13 protein-coding genes are annotated in these 18045 nt (G+C 40.4%); 9 read left to right on the top strand and 4 right to left on the bottom strand.

Annotated elements, in window-relative coordinates:
* Nucleotides 1-65 precede the first annotated feature (65 nt).
* Nucleotides 66-1313 (bottom strand): sodium:proton antiporter NhaD, encoded by a 1248-nt coding sequence (gene nhaD / locus AOR04_RS07085; protein WP_096792874.1) that lies wholly within the window; start codon nucleotides 1311-1313, stop codon nucleotides 66-68.
* Nucleotides 1314-1535: 222 nt separating this feature from the next.
* Here nhaD and AOR04_RS07080 point away from each other — a divergent pair, with 222 nt between their 5' ends.
* The 4 genes from AOR04_RS07080 (at nucleotide 1536) to AOR04_RS07065 (ending at nucleotide 6793) form a co-directional block, all read left to right on the top strand.
* Nucleotides 1536-2807, top strand: coding sequence for a hypothetical protein (locus AOR04_RS07080; RefSeq protein WP_096792873.1), 1272 nt, complete (start codon nucleotides 1536-1538; stop codon nucleotides 2805-2807).
* 3 nt (nucleotides 2808-2810) lie between these two features.
* Nucleotides 2811-3359, top strand: coding sequence for a condensin complex protein MksE (locus AOR04_RS07075; RefSeq protein ID WP_024605891.1), 549 nt, complete (start codon nucleotides 2811-2813; stop codon nucleotides 3357-3359).
* Complete coding sequence (locus tag AOR04_RS07070; RefSeq protein ID WP_096792872.1) at nucleotides 3356-6133, top strand: ATPase; 2778 nt, start codon at nucleotides 3356-3358, stop codon at nucleotides 6131-6133. Before AOR04_RS07075 ends, AOR04_RS07070 begins: the two co-directional genes overlap by 4 nt.
* 108 nt (nucleotides 6134-6241) lie before the next feature.
* Entirely contained in the window at nucleotides 6242-6793 is a 552-nt protein-coding gene (locus AOR04_RS07065) for a DUF4136 domain-containing protein (protein WP_096792871.1), read from the top strand.
* A 356-nt stretch (nucleotides 6794-7149) separates the two neighbouring features.
* Here AOR04_RS07065 and AOR04_RS07060 read toward each other — a convergent pair whose 3' ends face one another.
* Nucleotides 7150-7638, bottom strand: coding sequence for a peptide-methionine (S)-S-oxide reductase (locus AOR04_RS07060; RefSeq protein ID WP_096794098.1), 489 nt, complete (start codon nucleotides 7636-7638; stop codon nucleotides 7150-7152).
* Between the two features lie 176 nt (nucleotides 7639-7814).
* On the opposite strand from AOR04_RS07060, the gene AOR04_RS07055 reads away from it, so the two are divergent.
* Nucleotides 7815-9668 (top strand): TonB-dependent receptor plug domain-containing protein, encoded by a 1854-nt coding sequence (locus AOR04_RS07055; protein ID WP_096792870.1) that lies wholly within the window; start codon nucleotides 7815-7817, stop codon nucleotides 9666-9668.
* A 159-nt stretch (nucleotides 9669-9827) separates the two neighbouring features.
* On the opposite strand, the gene AOR04_RS07050 is transcribed toward AOR04_RS07055, so the two are convergent.
* On the bottom strand, nucleotides 9828-10091 hold the full coding sequence (locus tag AOR04_RS07050; protein ID WP_008134548.1) for a YkgJ family cysteine cluster protein: 264 nt from the start codon (nucleotides 10089-10091) through the stop codon (nucleotides 9828-9830).
* A 169-nt stretch (nucleotides 10092-10260) separates the two neighbouring features.
* Here AOR04_RS07050 and AOR04_RS07045 point away from each other — a divergent pair, with 169 nt between their 5' ends.
* From AOR04_RS07045 to AOR04_RS07035, 3 genes are all read left to right on the top strand, one after another.
* Nucleotides 10261-11439 carry an efflux RND transporter periplasmic adaptor subunit gene (locus tag AOR04_RS07045; RefSeq protein ID WP_096792869.1) on the top strand — a complete coding sequence of 393 codons (1179 nt, stop codon included), beginning with the start codon at nucleotides 10261-10263 and terminating at the stop codon, nucleotides 11437-11439.
* Between the two features lie 2 nt (nucleotides 11440-11441).
* Nucleotides 11442-14591, top strand: coding sequence for an efflux RND transporter permease subunit (locus tag AOR04_RS07040; RefSeq protein WP_096792868.1), 3150 nt, complete (start codon nucleotides 11442-11444; stop codon nucleotides 14589-14591).
* A gap of 232 nt (nucleotides 14592-14823) precedes the next feature.
* Entirely contained in the window at nucleotides 14824-15714 is an 891-nt protein-coding gene (locus AOR04_RS07035) for a dienelactone hydrolase family protein (RefSeq protein WP_024607552.1), read from the top strand.
* 54 nt (nucleotides 15715-15768) lie between these two features.
* On the opposite strand, the gene AOR04_RS07030 is transcribed toward AOR04_RS07035, so the two are convergent.
* Nucleotides 15769-16704 carry a LysR family transcriptional regulator gene (locus tag AOR04_RS07030; RefSeq protein ID WP_096792867.1) on the bottom strand — a complete coding sequence of 312 codons (936 nt, stop codon included), beginning with the start codon at nucleotides 16702-16704 and terminating at the stop codon, nucleotides 15769-15771.
* A gap of 133 nt (nucleotides 16705-16837) precedes the next feature.
* Here AOR04_RS07030 and AOR04_RS07025 point away from each other — a divergent pair, with 133 nt between their 5' ends.
* Nucleotides 16838-17863 (top strand): zinc-binding alcohol dehydrogenase family protein, encoded by a 1026-nt coding sequence (locus AOR04_RS07025; RefSeq protein WP_096792866.1) that lies wholly within the window; start codon nucleotides 16838-16840, stop codon nucleotides 17861-17863.
* The last annotated feature ends 182 nt before the right edge of the window (nucleotides 17864-18045 follow it).

Genomic DNA, 18045 nt, shown 5'->3' with positions numbered 1-18045 from the left:
AAGTAGCGGGGCTTTGAAAGTTATCGTTTAGACGTCTAGCTGTCAAGCATTTAATAATTTATGAGTTAAATAAAACTGCCCATGTAATACGAGCCCGCATATCCAACCGTGTAACAAATTAATAAATGCAGCGATAAACGCAAGTAGCTCATAAAGGTAAGTGCTTTAACTTTGCTCATGGCAATAATGCCCGCAGCCGAACCAATAATAAGCATTGAACCGCCCACGCCCGTTGCATACGTAAACGACAACCAATGTTGTTGGCTCATTACTATATCGGCTTTTAATAATGCAGCAGTAAGCGGTACGTTATCGACCCCTGCTGATAATATGCCCATTAAGTAGTTTGCGTATTCTGGTGCCATTACCGTGTATAAGTCGGTAAATTTACTCAACATACCTATTTCTTTAAGTGCGCCTACAAGTAAAAGTACACCTACAAAAAACAATAATGTGTCGTATTCTATATCGCGAACAAAATCGATTATGTCTTTGTTTATGTCTTTTTTGCGCATTAAAAATTGCGCCACTAAAAACATCACTGATAAGCCAAACAAAAAGGTTAATAGAGGCGGTACGCTGTAAATTACACTCAGCGTAAGTGTGCTCACTACGGTAGATAAAAATATAACAGAAATGGTAATGTCGGTTTTTTCAATGCGGGTTTTACCTGCACCAGCAAACCCAACACGCCCTTTCATACCGATAGACAGTAACGCGGCTAGCAACATAACGCTTGCAAGTGCTGGCGCTATAAGTAGTAATAAATGAGCAATGGTTACTTTGCCATCTAAAAATATCATTAGTGTGGTTACGTCACCTGTTATTAGCGATACCCCACCTGAGTTAACCCCAAACACAATAAGCGTGGCGTATTTAATGAGTTTTTTAGGTTCAAGTTTTAACGACATAACAACCGCAAGCGATATAAGCGTCGCTGTTACGTTATCTGAAATCGACGAAAACAAAAACGCAAAACCACCCACCAAAAACATGAGCTTTTTTTCGCTAATACTTTTTGGCATAACACGGTGCACAATATTTTCTATAAACCCCTTTGAATTTAAATACGCTACAAAGGTCATTGCAGCCATTAAAAATAGCCATAATGAGGCAATTTCTAAAATATTTTCATTTAAGAGGTGTTGAATCGTATCGGGGCTTTGCCCGTGTAGAGGGTATATAAAAAGAAGAATCCAGCAAAGCGTACCAAAAAACAGCGTGGTTTTAGCTTTATTGACATGGATTATATCTTCTATAACGATCAGTAAAAATGCAATCGCTATCAGGGTTAGAATAATCGAGGAAACCATGGTAGTTAAACAACCTTTGATATAGTTTTAAAGAACACACAAATAACATTCCATTTCATGTGCCTATTTTCGGCGCGAATTTTAGCACTGCCTCTATGCAAAAACTATTATTAAATGGTCTTAAAAACGAATACTATATACAGACAAGGTTAATTAAAAATACGTAATAATGAGTCTTCTAAAAGAACTCAATAATAAAATACTAGGATGTTGTAACCCCTTATGATCCCAGCTAAAAAGCTGCTAAACACCATAACCGAACATTGGGGTGTATTAGAGCTATTATTTAAACGTTTTAAAATGGCTGACTTTAGCCTAAAAGACGTACAAAACGCGATTAAGCAAAAGCAGCCTACGTGGTCAAACGAACGCATTTATAAAGAAACAAATCGTTTGTTAAACCAAGATATTTTAATTCCGCTGGCTAAATCCTCTCAGCTTGAAATAAATCGTGCTATTGCTGATTTTGCTACGTTTTTACTGCAAGAAGAGCATTTAGGTTTAGCACAAGAAATTAGCGTACTAGTAGAGGACCTAGCTCGTTTAGGCAACCGCCTAGATAACGCTGGCGAAATAGAAGACTTTGACGACTTACGCCGCTACAGCCGCATTATGGATGATCGGGTGCGTAAAATAATGAAGCTCTATACGCACAACGAAAACGCTATTTTAAATATTGTTGAACAAGCCAAATCAAATAATGCGGTGCAATCGCTGCAAAAGCGTTATAAAGCGGTAATAGAAGCGTTTGACGAATACATAGATCCAATGCTTAAAATGGTTGATATTCGTGGTGAATTTCATGCGTGTTTTACCCTCATTGAAGAGCAAATAAGTAAGCAAATACTGCACATTGAGCGCTCAGGTAAAGCGTATAATGACAAACGTATGTTGGAACAATTACGTACCCGTATACTCGAAATGCATTTAATGGGCCGAGAAAGCTTACGTAAAAGTGCCGATATGCTTATGCCGCTGCGCGAAGAGCTACGCCGTAATAACTTAATTACTCGCCAAGCTGCCAAAGTACTTGGGCTTGTGCGTAAAAATGGCGTAGACAATATGCTAAGCGCGGTGCAGCCACATTTTGTGAGTGACGCGCAGCGCTACTCGCTTGGTCAGCAACGCCATATTGTCGCTTACATGGCAAGCTTGGTTGAATTTGAACACGAAGAATACCAATTGCCTGACCAGCAAGACGTGCCTGCATTTGTTACGCCTAATATTCCTGACTACAACGATGTTAAAACCAGCTTTGCTAAGCGCTTTAATAAAAAACGCAAAAAGCCGCAGCCCTTGCTGCAATTTTTAGACGAAAGCTATCCAGATCTCGATGCCGACGAAATGCTATTTTTGTATCAAAAATTAGTCAGCGACTGCGATATTAAAATAATTCAAAGCGATGAAAAAGCCCGCGTAAAAATTGCCGGTCAGCACTTTTCTTTATATCCATTTAATTCAGAGCCTCAGCCAGATCCAAAGGCAGGTAAATAAACCATGACACACATAAACTTAGACGAGCTAACCCATCTACAAGCCATTAATAAAAAATTAGTAGCGGGTTATCACATTTGCGAGCAAGACAACGTAATGTGGCAAGAGCTTGACCAACACATAGAAGACTACACCGCCCTATTTACCGCCCTGGGTAACGATTTAAAACACGACAGCCGTGGCTTTTATTACTTTGGTAGCGACGAAAGTACACCCAATATGGGCAAAATATCTCGCGCTATCGCGCTCACTATTTACATTTTAATTGAGCACTACGCCAATACGGGTAAAGACCCAATGCGCGCATTGTTTGACGACGTAAACGATTTAGAGCTTATGCAAACGCTGGTGCAAATTAACAAACATTTGTTTGATCAGCTTGAGATATTTTCGGGATCTGATTTGCGCAAAGACGTTTACCTGCGCATGGTGCGCCTAGGTTTAGCCCGTGAAGTAGAAGGCGGCTTTATGCTACAAGCGCCAATTCACCGCTATATAGATGCATTAATGGAAGTAAACGAAGAAACCTATATTACAGAGGACGAGGAATGAAAAATCTATACGGACTGAGTAAACTCGCCCTACTTAACACCGCAGGCTATGCAAAATGTGTGATCCCGCTTGATAAAAGCAGCTCTATTTGCGCGCCCAATAACACAGGTAAAAGCTCGGTTATTAACGCTCTGCAGTTTCCGCTTATTAACGATTTGCGCTTAACCGAATGGGACGGACACGATTTAGATGAAACTCGTAAATTTTATTTTTCATCCGATCAGTCGTACATTTTACTAGAAGCTAACTTGCCTCATGGCTCGGTAGTAATAGGCGTTGCGGGACTTGGTAAAATTGCCGGTTACGCGCATCAGTACTTTTGTTATCAAGGAAAGCTTGATTTAGAGCAGTACACGCAAGGTAAAACTATTATTAAATTTACCAAGCTGTTCAACCATTTAAAATCGCTTAACTACAACCCTATTGAGTTAAAAGCACAAGAGCTAAACGCGCTACTGACTGGCGGCGCAACCCCATTTGACGGCGACATTAACTTAAAAATGATCCCGCTTAATAATGTGCAAGACTCCTCTATTTATAAAGAAATATTTAGACGTATTCTTAACTTACACAAATTAGGCGCAAGCGACGTAAAACGCTTTATGTTACGCGTGTTTGAACGTCATATGTCGAACTCTAAAGTCGACTTTTATGAAGTATGGCGTCGCTCGTTTGATAAAGTAAATCGCTCAAAACGCGAATTAAAAGCCCTTGAGTCAATGCAAGAGCCAATAGCAGCGCTTGAATCAATGCTTGAAAACCAAACCGTGCTTAAAGGTAAATTAGCCGCATACGCACCTAAAATTGACCAAGCACTGATTGATTTTGATACCTATCAAGAATCGCAACTTAATGAGCTGGGTATAGCGCTTGAAGATATAGAGCACGAAAAACACGAGTTTGAGCAAAAGCAAAGCCTATACGTACAGCAATCGCGCGACATAGAGCGCAGACAAACACAAATTGAGCAGTGGTTTTTAGATTACGATGCGCTTAAAAGCGAATTTGAACTGGTAAATAAAGCCACCCTTAAAACCAGCCTGACTCAGTTAAAGCAAGATTACGAGTCGCTTTCGCACTCTATAACCAGCGCACAAGGGCAAAGCCTACATACGCTTGACTACCGCATTAGCGAAACACAAAAACAAATTAAGAGCTTAAAGCTGCAACTTAAAAACCTTGAGTTTAATTTGTTTACCCGCATGCGCGAAGACCTCTCGTTAAAAGAAGTAGAGGAAATATCACGGATTTTAAACCCAGATATTCTCTCGTTTGCAACCACCACTAATGGCGATATAACCATTGATGACGAAGATGCGTTTGGTGAATTTTTATCGCTACTTAGCGAAAACGTTAAAGGCGGTGTACTAACTCTGCCAGGTGCGAGCATTAAGCTTAAAAAGCTCTCGCCTGTGCAAATGCAAAGCGGCGAAAACAAAGAGCAATTAACCGCTCAGCTCAGTGCACTTGAGCATTCACTTAAAGAATTTAAACAACAACGCGATGTTGCAGCAAACGTTGCCGACAAGCAAAAAGAAAAAGACGCGCTATACGATGAGCTTATGAGCGCTGAGAGCGCCCTAAAACGCTTAGAACAGTTTGATATAATGCAGCAGTCGGTTGAAGCGCAAGCCATGCTAAAAGAGCAGTTATTAGCTGAGCGCGAACAAGTTGACGACTACCTGCAAGATATTCAAAAAAATAGTGGCTCAATTGCCGATCGTCGCTCGTTAATTAAATCTAAACAAGAGCAAATTAATCGCCAAACTGAGCGCTTACGCCAAGTTAAAAGCGATCGAATTGACCACACGCTTGATTTATACAGCGGTAAAGTAACCCCGTATATGATTGATATTACAGTCGACTTTGATAACTTAAGCGATCTTGTTCATCACTTTAATAAAGACTGTCAAGAGCTGCGTAATTTTGACATAAACGTACGCAACACCTATTTGCATGTATATAACGCGGGTATTACTAAATTCGACAACGAAAACGACGAATATACTAAATACCAAAAGCTAATTAGCGCGTTTCATAACATTGATAACGAACGCGATGCTGTTGAACGCCAAGCTCGTGTTGCGCTTACCGAAGTGGCCGCAACTATTAAAGGCTTGCGAGAAGATTTAGACCGCCTTCGCCGCGAAATGAATAGCTTTAATAAAGGCATAAGCCAGCACCGCATTTCAAACCTGCAAGCGTTTAAAATTAACGTCATACCGCGCAAAATGCTGGTTGATAGTATAGATACCATTATCAGCACGTCGCATCAGTTTGAGCAAGGTGACACACTTGATTTACTGAGCCAAGAACCGTACAGCGAAAGTGCGGTAAACGAAGCGAAAGATCACTTAATTAAACTCGCCTCAGATAAAGCGGGTTTAACGCTTACCGATTTATTTGATATTCGATTTGAAGTGGTTAACCGTGCAGGTGAAACAGAGCACTTTGAAAAAATAGATTCGGCGGGTTCAAACGGGACACGAATTACTATTAAGTTATTGTGTGGCATGTTGTTTATTCGCTACTTATTAAGTGACCAGGAACAAAACCTATACCGTATACCAATTTATATAGATGAAGCGGCCGATATCGATCCGCAAAATCAAAAAGCAATTATAGAAACCGCACTAAGCTTTGGTTTTGTGCCTATATTTGCCTCAGTTAAACCACAAATAAGTTGTGACTACATTGTGCCTATTCGCTCGGTAAAAGACGGTGCACAAAACTGGGTAGATGAAAAAGATTGGATTGAAGTTGAACACAATTAATTGGCCGTTAAGGCAAACCAACTAAACTAAAATATAGGACGTTTAAATAATACACATTTAAACTATGTGTGTTATTTTAAATTAATGCATTTTATTGGAGCAAACGTAATGAAAAATATACTTATTGTTGCAGCGCTAGCACTTCTTACAGCCTGTACACAAACCCCAGATTGGGATTACGATAAATCAGCTAACTTTAGTAATTTTAAAACATTTGCTTGGGTAGAAAACGCCAGCCTAACTAAAGATACAAATAACTATCAAATTAATGGCCTAATGGAAAAGCGTGTACGCGCTGCTGTTAATAAAGAGCTTAGCCAAACATTAGGTATGAGCTTAGTTGATGCAGCAAATGCTGATGTACTTGTTAACTATCATGCATCGGTAGACAAAGAGCTTGAAGTAGACAACTTCAATATAAACTACCGCCCGCATTGGGGTTATTGGGGTACTGGTTTTCAACGCGATACAACTGCGCGTGAATACGAAGTGGGTACACTGATTATCGATATTGTAGATCGTGAATCTAACCAGCTAGTATGGCGCGGCGCAAAAGAAGGCCGTTTAAAGAAAAATCAATCGCCAGAACAACGTGAAGCATCAATTAATAAAACAGTCAGCGAAATTTTAAGTAACTTCCCGCCGCAAAAACAGCTGTAAGTTTAAAGTTAGTTTGAAAAAGCTCACAATATGTGAGTTTTTTTATGGGTGCTTGTTTTTGGGACTTTTGAAATAAAGCGCTCGTTACGTCAGCAAGCTGCACGTCTACAAAACAAACATCGGATAAACTTTACCTGTAGGCGCTAAGCTTGCTTGCGCGAGAAGCGATAGCTTCTAATTACTTACCTTTACCTAACGCTATATTCAACCTTAAATTACGAGCTGCGCTCGTCACGTCAGCAAGCTGTACGTCTACAAAAACACCGAATTAAACTTTACCTGTAGACACTAAGCTTGCTTGCGCGAGAAGCGATAGCTTCTAATTACTTATCTTTATGCCCTTACTCCACTCTAAATTACGATTTATACTTATGCAATAGCTCAAGCGGTATGTGGCAATAATCATCAGGGTAATTAGTTAAACGGTCTTGATGCTCAGGATCACTTGGTACATAGTTCGTTAGCAGCTCTACCCCTACCACAATTTTATCAGCATCATTTCGCTGGCTTATATAATTGCTAGCGACATTTAAATGATCTTGGCTTTTGCTATAAATGGCAGTGCGATATTTAGGGCCTACGTCATCCCCTTGTTTATTAATGCTATACGGGTCAATAATTTCAAAAAAGAAGCCAAATAGCTCGTTTAAGCTAACCGCTTTTGGATCAAAAATGACCTTTACGCATTCGGCATAACCATCGTAATCGCCTTGTGTATTATCATTTTTTCCATTAGCGCGCCCTGCTTCAGTACTTATTATGCCTGGTAAGTGCTTTAAAAATTCTTGTACGCCCCACAGGCAGCCACCAGCAAAGTAAATAGTATTTTGTTGTGTCGTATCCATTATAAATGTTACCCAATAAATAAAGTGTAAATGGTTATCAAATGCAGTTATTAGCAAATTAATGTACAATCGCGCACAAAATGACTGCTGTTACATTTAGTTATTTTATCATGCTCAAATATAAGCTTTGAAATTAATTGTAACCGCAGCTACAAATAAAAAATGATGAGAAACACATGAATCGCACACCACACCTTATAATACCTGCAATATTATGCAGCGTTACTGCATTTGCTAATGCTAATACGCTATCTGATGAGTCGGCAATCGAGAAAATAACGGTTGAGGCCTCACCCACTGCAAATAAGTTGCCAGTAGGTACATTCGACTCGCCTATTTCTAATTTAGAATATGACCCTCGTGTTGATTTACAATCGCGTAATATGGCTGAGGCGCAGGCTGATGTAACTATACGCGGCGGTATTTTCGAAAACACCGGTTTTAGAGTAGGAAGCGCTACCCTGCTTGACCCGCAATCTGGTCATTATTTTGCTGAAATCCCCATTGCACCGCAAATGCTAAGCGGCCCAGATGTTTTAACCGGTGCCGATAACGCACTTTACGGTATGAATAGCTCTGTAGGTACGGTTTCATTTGGTTGGAAACCAATTATTACAGGCGGCAGTATATCGCTTGGTACTGGCACAAATGACTTTAATCTGCAAAGCATTCATGCTGCTAAAAACACACAACTTGATAGTTTAGTTAACTATACTCTGGGCTTTGAAGGTGAGTATTCTCACTCGCAAAGTGATGGAACCATTGATAATGGTGACCATGACTTTTCGCGCGCCTCAGCTCGCGTGCAATTAGCAAGCGAGGACAGCCAAACCGATTTATTTTATGGCTCGCAAGATAAGTTTTTTGGCTGGCCTAACTTGTACACCCCTTTTGGCGTTAACGAAACTGAAGATTTAGAAACCCGCCTTTGGATGCTTAATCACAAGCAAAGCTACGCTGATAACAGTAACTTTGAAGTATCGGCGTATTATCGTACCCATGACGATCACTATATTTACTCGCGCGAAAATCCTAGTGCATTTGAAGCTTTTCATAAAAGCGACGTTAAATCGCTTGGACTTTCGGGTCGCCATGCACAAAGCGATGCACTGGCAATAAATTACTCAGCACAATTTATTGATGACTCGATTGAATCAACAACACTTGAAAACAACTTTACCTCACGAAAGTATTATAAATTAAGCGTATTGCCTGAATACCAAATGGTGCTTGAGGATAATAAACAACTTACATTTCGTTTAGGTGCTGCGTTTGACGATACAAATAGAGACGACTCTGAACTGTCACTCATTGGTGATGTAACGCTAAATACACAAAACAGCGAAGGTTTTGAGCGCACGTTTTATTTATCTTATGCACAAGCAAGCCAAGTTGCAGGCTATACCGCCATTGGCGGCAGTGATTCTGGTGGATTATTTAGAAGTAATTACAACCTTAAGCGCGAAACCACTTCAAACTTGGAGCTAGGTTTATTACTTGAAGAACAAAGCTGGCAGTTAAACTCGGCTATTTTTTATCGCAAAGATAATAACTTAACCGATTGGACCTTTAACTTTGATTCAACTTCAGCGCGCTTTGCAAACCCAGTTGATATTGATACTGCAGGGGTTGAATTTTTAGCGACTAAGCACTTTGATACAGCAAAACTTATAGCAAGCTACACCTATTTACATAAATCAGAAAACTACGGCGTAGCCGATATTGATGCCAGTTTTTACGCATTAAACTTTCCTGATCACCGTTTAACACTTGGCGCTGTGTACAACCCAACTGATATTTTAGAATTTAGAATAGATAACGAATGGCGTACACAACACAAAAATGCACTTAGAAACGGCAATGACAACGCGTTATTTACCCAGCTAACGCTTAAAATAACGCCGCCACAGTTGAGTAATTTATTTATCACCTTAGCGGCAGATAACTTATGGGATGAGTCGTTTGAAGAAATACCTGGTACACCTGGGCGCGGTGAACAATATACGTTAAGCGCAACGTATAGCTGGTAACTAGTAACGTAAGCAAGCTTCACGTCTACAAAACAGACACAAACCTCCACTTTGACAGTAGACGCAGAGCTTGCTCGCGTGAAAAGCGCAGCTTTTAATTACTTAAAATAAATACACAGTAATAAATAAGTGTAAATATATGTGTATTTTAATAGCTCACTAAGTGAGCTCTTCGAGCTCTGTAATAAGCGCTAGGGCTTGCGCGTTTGTTGACCCGCACACATCAAACGTGGCGCTAAAATCGCTACACACTTTAGGCCGACTTTCATCACCAAATAACTTACATAAATTACGTTCGTCCAGCTGAATACAGCGCTCTCCGGCTTTTTTACCATTTGGCATACCTGGAATAGGCGAACTAATACTTGGCGCAATACAACATGCGCCGCAGCCTAGCCTGCAATTCATCGATTCGGTTTTCATAATTTCCTCTGAATAAAAAACACTTACTTTAATTTCTTTTTAGGAACTTAATTAGTCGCATAGCGAGTTGTAACACACATATGTAATGCTTTGTTACATCTTAAAACAGCTTGTAAACACTTTATTGCGTATTATTGCTCTGTCACCACCAATTATGAAGGAATGCCTTGTGGCTACTACAAAACAAATAATACTCCCAATCGCTGTTTTAGCAGGCGGCATTGCGCTAGCTATAGCCTTTAAGATGATGAAACAGCCACCTGAAGAAAAGCCAGAGCAAGATTTACGCCCTTTAGTAGCAACACAAAGCGTACTTTTAGATTCTATAACGCTCGATGTTAAATCGTACGGCATTGTTAAACCAAAGTATCGTACCGAGCTAATAGCACAAGTTAGCGGGCAAGTTATTTCGGTATCAGATCAATTTGTTGAAGGCGCGTTTGTAAAGCAAGGCGATATTTTAGCACGAATTGATGCAAATGATTACGAGGCAGACTTTATTGAAGCGCAAGCAGGTTTAGCACAAGCAAGCTCTGCACTTGAAATAGAACGCGCACAAGCACATGTAGCAAAAGCTGAGTGGGAGCGTATTAAGTCAGACTCAAGCGACGCTATTGCATCCGAACTTTATTTACGAAAACCACAGCTGGCAGAAAAATTAGCGCGTTACCGCTCTGCTCAAGCAAGTGTTAAGCGTGCTAGCCGCAATCTTGAGCGTACTTATATTAAAGCCCCTTATGATGCCATTATTAATGAGCGCACAATTAGCTTGGGTTCAGTAGTAAACCCAGGTAATAGTTTTGGTGCATTGAGTGCAACCTCAGTTGCAGAGGTACGTTTACCGGTTGCCGATCAAGAACTGCAATATTTAAAAAATGGCGGCGTAGGCTCAAATGTTACATTTAACGCAGAATACGCAGGTAAACAAACAATGTGGCAAGCCAAAGTAATTCGCACCGAAGGTGTGGTTGATCAAACAAGCCGTATGAGCTATTTGGTTGCACAACTTGCAACACCTTATGGCGACAAAACACGCCCTCTTCGTTTTGGTTCGTACATTAATGCTACCATTGAAGGTCGCCCGCTTGATAACGCAATTATTGTTGCGCACCACTTAGTTAAAGATAATAAAATTGTCATTTTAAATGACGATTTAACATTGTCGTTTAAAACCCTCAATATTATACGCGAGCAAAACGGCATGATTATAGCCAGCCAAGGGTTAAACAATGGCGAGCAAATTGTTACCTCAGCGCTTGAATACCCAACTGAAGGTATGGCAGTAAAAGTTGAAGATATCGCGCCTGATAAAACTGATGTAACTCAACTTGCGCTGAAAGAGGAATAATCATGAACACTCGTGAAACAGGGTTAATAGCATGGTTTGCCCGAAATCCCGTTGCAGCCAACCTACTAATGATATTTATATTAGTGGGCGGTGTTTTAATGGCGATGACTATTCGCAAACAAATGTTCCCACAGTTTGAAAGCAACTGGATAAGCGTACAAGCAGTTTACCCAGGTGCAGCCCCGCAAGAGGTTGAAGAAGGCATAACCATAAAAGTTGAGGAAAACCTCGAAGGCATTGAAGGCATTAAACGCCTAATTACTTACTCTAACCGTGGTTTTTCACAAGCCTGGATTGAAATAGAAGAACAATACAACCCACAAGAAGTACTTGATGAAATTAAAGTACAAGTTGATTCAATAAACACCTTTCCTGCAGGGATGGAACGCCCTGTTGTTCGCCGCGATAAGTTTGAGCAAGAAGTAATGATACTCGCGCTTTACGGCGACATGAGTAACTACCAGTTAAAAGAGCTTGGTAACGATATAAAAGACGAGCTACAAGCACTGCCTCACGTGAATCTTGTTAATTTTAACGGCGGCTTAGAATACGAAATTGGTATAGAAGTCAGCCCCGATAAACTGCGCGAATATGGCTTAACATTTAGAGATATTGCAGGGGCTGTACAAAACTTTTCGGCCAATATGTCGGCGGGGCAAATACGCTCTGAAAATGGTTATATTTCGATGCGTGTTGAAAAACAAGCCTACCGTGGCTTTGAGTTTGAAAAACTCCCCCTTATTACCCTTGCTGATGGTGCACAAATTTATTTAGGCGATGTTGCAACTATTAATGATGGCTTTGAAGAAGGTCTACAATATTCAAAATATAATGGTAAAAATTCACTCTCGTTTGAAGTTAACGCATCAAAAGATCAAGATATTACCGATGTAGCAAAAGTCCTTAAAAGTTACATGGCAACTAAAGAGCCACTTTTACCAGCAGGCGTTAAGCTCTCTCCTATTGTTGATTTAACTTACTACCTTGAAGGTCGACTCGATATGATGGTCGATAACATGATTTGGGGTGGCTTGTTAGTAATGATAGTGCTGGCACTATTTTTACCGCTACGCTTAGCATTTTGGGTAATGATGGGTTTACCGGTGTCTTTTCTGGGCGCCTTTTTGTTTATGCCCATTGGCTTTTTAGATGTAACAATTAACCTAGCCTCACTCTTTGCCTTTATACTTGTGCTCGGGATTGTTGTTGATGACGCCATAGTTGTGGGCGAATCAGCCAGCGCCGAAATAGAAAAATACGGCCACACTCTTGATAATGTTGTACGCGGTGTAAAACGTGTTGCGATGCCAGCAACCTTTGGTGTACTAACAACCATTGCGGCATTTTTACCACAAACACTCGCAACCGGCCCTGGCGCTGCTTTTTCTAAAGCAATTGGTGGCGTGATTATTTTATGTTTGATTTTTTCACTCATTGAATCAAAACTTATTTTGCCTGCACATATTGCAGCAATGAACCCACGTAAACCAAATCCTAAAAACCTATTACATCGCTTACGTATGGTGATTGATAGTGGTTTAAAAGGCTTTGTGAATAACTACTACCTTCCTTTTGTTAGCCGCTGTATTCATTATCGCTATACAGTGATTGTTGGCTTTATGTGTTTGCTTATTGTAAGCGCAGGTATGTTTGCAGGTGGTTTAGTTAAGTTTGTACCAAACCCTAAAATACCGCACGACTTTCCACGTATTGATATAGAAATGAACCTTGCTTCATCTGAGCAAGCAACACTTGAAACCGCACAAAAAATAGAAAGCGTGTTGTTAAAGGTCGATCAGCAACTACAAGAGCAATACGGTAAACCGATGATCCGCGATTTATCGGTAAGTCTGCGCGGACGAACGCAAGCAAATATTATGGCCATTTTGGTAGAGCCTGATTTACGCCCTATCGATACCTTTGCCCTAAGTGCGTTATGGCGCGAGCAAATGCCCGCCCTACCAGGCATTAAAACCATGACCATTCAAGACAGTATAATGAATGGCGGTCGAGATGATGGCGACGTTAGCTTTAAACTTGAAGGCAAAAATGCTGACGAACTAAAAGAAGTGGCTGGTAAATTAAAAGCCAAATTACAAACAATGGAAGGCGTTGGCGACGTAAACGATTCAATGCAAAGCGCTACCGACGAAGTGCAACTTGATTTAAAACCACTCGCTTACAGCATGGGTTTAACGCTTGCTGATGTAGCGTCGCAAGTTAGCTTTAGTTACTACGGCTTAGAAGCGCAGCGAATATTGCGTGAAGGCGAAGAAATTAAAGTGATGATCCGCTATCCAGAAGACGAACGTAACTCAATTAGCGACATAGCAAGTGTGCGTATTATTACGCCTACTGGCGCTGAAGTTCCGCTAAGTGAAATAGCCGAAGTTAAATTGGTTGACGGTGTAAACCGTATTCGCCGCGAAAACTCTAAACGTACTGTAAACGTATGGGCTGCGGTAAATACCGACCAAGCCGAACCATTTGCAATTGCAGAAGAAATTCGTGATGAATACTTACCAACATTACTTAAAAGTTACCCTGGCGTTACAAGTGATGTAGCTGGGCGCATTCAAGAAGAGATGGATAGTGCTTCAGAGCAGCTTCGTGACTTTGGTATATCAATGATGATTATATTTGCCTTGTTAGCGATTCCGCTTCGCTCTTACTCGCAGCCACTTATTATAATGTCGGTTATTCCGTTTGGTGTAGTTGGCGCGATGTTTGGCCATATGATTTTAGGTATGACTATGAGCAGCTTATCGATGTTTGGCATTATTGCTGTAGCGGGTGTGGTCGTAAATGACTCCCTCGTTATGGTTGATTTTGTAAACAAAGCACGCGCTGAAGGCGTTGCGATTAAGGATGCTGTAATGCAAGCCGGTGCTCGTCGCTTTAGAGCGATATTACTTACCTCAATCACGACTTTTATTGGTGTAATGCCAATTATTTTTGAAACGAGTTTACAAGCTAAAATTGTTATCCCAATGGCTGTATCACTTGCTTTTGGTGTGTTATTTGCCACAGTAATTACACTGATACTTATACCGTGCCAGTACGTTGCACTAGAAGATGCTAAACGATTAGTACGTAAAATGCGTGGCAAGCCACCACTAGTAGATGCCCAACCAGCGCCTACTAATAGCTAAATTAAGTAACATCCCAACCAAAAAAGCTCGGCATATTATGTCGAGCTTTTTATTTTTAGCTTAAAAATGATATTCACCTATTTGCTAACAATACTTCTATTACTTATTTTTTAACACGCAGGATAACTTTGGCAACAGTCCTAATAATTGAGAGAAATATTGCTCGTTTTTTATCCCTAATACGTTATGGTATTTAAATAATAAATAGACATAATAAAGTTAAGGAACAGCTATGAATACATCCCCTTCTGATCACATTCCTCAAGAAGCCTTTGATTGGTATGACGAATACGCCCATGGTTTGATGGACCGCCGCACGTTTATGAAAAAACTCGGTGGCCTTGCCGCACTTGGCTTTTCGATGGCTGTACTTACATCAGCATTATTACCTAATTACGCATTGGCTGAACAAGTGTCGTTTAATGACGATGATATTAAAGCAACGTACGAAGAATTCGATTCGCCAGACGGGCACGGTAAAGGCAAAGGTTACTTAGCAACCCCTAAAAACATAGAAGGTAAGCTCCCTGTTGTACTCGTGGTACACGAAAACCGTGGATTAAACCCATACGTAAAGGATGTAGCAAGACGCTTAGCGAAGGTAGGCTTTATTGCATTTGCACCCGATGCGCTATTTCCACTGGGTGGCTACCCTGGTAATGATGATGAAGGACGCGCTATGCAAAAAACCATGGATCGCGCTAAAATTCAAAACGATTTTGTTGCCGCAGCGCACTTTTTAAAATCGCATGCTAACAGTAACGGTAAGTTAGGCGCTGTCGGTTTTTGTTTTGGCGGCTACATTGTTAACTATTTAGCGGCAGTAGATAGCAACTTAATTAGCGCCGGAGTGCCTTTTTACGGTACTCCAGCCAGCGAAAGTTTACGTAAAAATATTAAAGCGCCGCTAATGATTCAATTAGGCGAGCTGGATAAACGTGTAAACGCGTCATGGCCACAGTACGAACAAGATTTAAAAGCTAATAATGTTGAATACACTATGCATATGTATAAAGGGGCAAATCATGGATTTCATAACGACTCTACAGGTCGATATGATAAAGACAATGCCGAGCTTGCATGGCAACGTACAGTTGAGTTTTTTAATAAAAAGCTAAGTTAACGAATACGATAAATGCCACCAGCTCTAAGCCAGTGGCATTATTAAGTAGACTAATTAGCTCAGTACACTTTTATCAATAATTCCTTTCTTTACCAACTGCTGCAAAATAGCATGGGATTTTGCTCTGCATGCATCACGTAGTAAACGCACCGCTGGGGTTATTGACTGCCTACTTGGGCAAATAAGCCAAAGTTCACCATTAACATGTTGATAATCTTGCATTACAGTAACCACCCTGTCATTGAGTAAATCATCGGCTATATCAAGGGCTGATTTGACAGCCAAGCCTTTACCCGCAACGCACCAGCGCCTTACTAAATCGCCATCGTTTGAGGCGCGCCTGCCATTCATTTTAACTTTATATTTTGACTCACCATCGGTGAATTCCCACGTATTATTTATAATATCCTGCAATTGATAAAACAAACCTTGATGCGACGCTAAATCATCGGGATGCATGGGAGCCCCGTTTTGTAAGAGATATTCGTCAGTTGCACATAACAAGCGCGGTACGTTACAAATTTTGAATCCATAAACGCTAGCATCATTAGGCGAGCCATAACGAAGCGCTATATCAACTGAGTCACGGTAAAAGTCGATATTACTATCACTTATATGCGTTCTTAAACTTAGCTTTGGATGAGTGTCCATGAGTTCATCAATCCATGGGATCACTAAGTTACGGCCTAAGTCAGATGAAAGGGCAACGCGCAACTCCCCTTCAATTTCGTCATGCTCACCTTTTAGATTTTGCTTTGCAAGCTCAAGTACAGCTAAAGCCTGCTCACATTGTGGTATGTAGCGCTCCCCAGCAGCCGATAACCTTAAATGACGTGTTGTACGAACAAATAGCTCACTACCAAGGGCTGCCTCAACACGTTTAATAGCAGCGCTTGCTGTGGCTGTACGCATATCTAACTTAGCAGCTGCGAGCGTAATACTTCTAAACTCAGCTACTTTTAAAATAAGTTTTAAATCTTCTATGTTCATATTATCTATTTTTATTTGATAATGATTCAACAATTATGCGGTTTATCTATATTAAAGCAAGGTCTACTATATATCCATCAGCTAGCCAAAGCATGGCTTGCACCTTATATGTAAACAAATTAGGACACTTATTATGAAAGCCATTGGTTATAAAAAATCTCTTCCTGTTTCTAATCCTGAATCGTTAATTGATGTTGAATTACCACAGCCAGTTGCAACAGGTCGCGATTTATTAATTAAAGTTAAAGCTATTGCGGTTAACCCAGCAGATTACAAAGTGCGTGCATCTATGCCCCCTGCTGATGGTGAAGTAAAAGTTATTGGTTGGGATGCCGTTGGTGAAGTTGTTGCCACTGGCGATGCTGTAACGGCATTTAAACCTGGCGATGCTGTTTACTACGCAGGTGATATTACCCGCCCAGGTAGTAATGCAGAATTTCAATTAGTGGATGAGCGCATTGTAGGGTTCAAACCACAAAGCTTAAACGATGCTGAAGCTGCTGCATTACCCCTTACTGCAATAACAGCGTACGAATTATTATTTGAGCATTTAAACATTGTAAAACAAGCAGCTGATTCAACAACAAAATCAGACGAAGTTATTTTAGTAACAGGTGCCGCAGGCGGCGTTGGTTCTATTTTTATTCAGCTTGCTAAAGCGATTACTGGCGCAACGGTGATTGCCACTGCATCGCGTGAAAGCTCACAAGCATGGGTTAAAAAACTAGGCGCAGATTATGTCGTTGATCATACAAAACCATTACCCGCTCAAATTGACGCATTAAACATTGGCTCGGTAACACATGTAGCAAGTCTGCACAGTACTGATACTTACTTTGAAGCGTATACAGAGGTACTTGCACCATTTGGTAAAATTGCAATGATTGACGACCCTGAGTCACTAGACGTTAGTAAATTAAAAATGAAGAGTTTATCTCTACATTGGGAATTTATGTTTGCCCGCTCAATGTTTAATGCCAAAGATTTAATTGAGCAAAGTAAGTTATTAAATCATGTTGCTGAGTTAATTGATCAGGACCATATTCAAACAACGATTGGTAAAAATTTAGGCATTATAAATGCGGCTAACCTGCGTATTGCACACGCAGAACTTGAAGAAAGTCGCTCTATTGGCAAAATAGTGTTGGAAGGTTTTTAATTCCATAAATACTAAATACGCGCTGCCTGAATTAATTGAAGGCACCAATGTAATTGGTGTCTTCAGCCAATATTTCGGGGTGGCTATGGCTGTATTTATATTTATTAAAGAAACTATTACCTAATAATATTTGATAATGATTCAACCATGTACCTGTTTATCATATTGTAATAACCCACTAC

The organism is Pseudoalteromonas sp. 1_2015MBL_MicDiv, from assembly GCF_002407505.1.
GTDB lineage: Bacteria > Pseudomonadota > Gammaproteobacteria > Enterobacterales > Alteromonadaceae > Pseudoalteromonas > Pseudoalteromonas fuliginea.
Note: the sequence above shows the minus strand (reverse complement) of the source record. Positions and strands in the feature narration are given on the sequence as shown.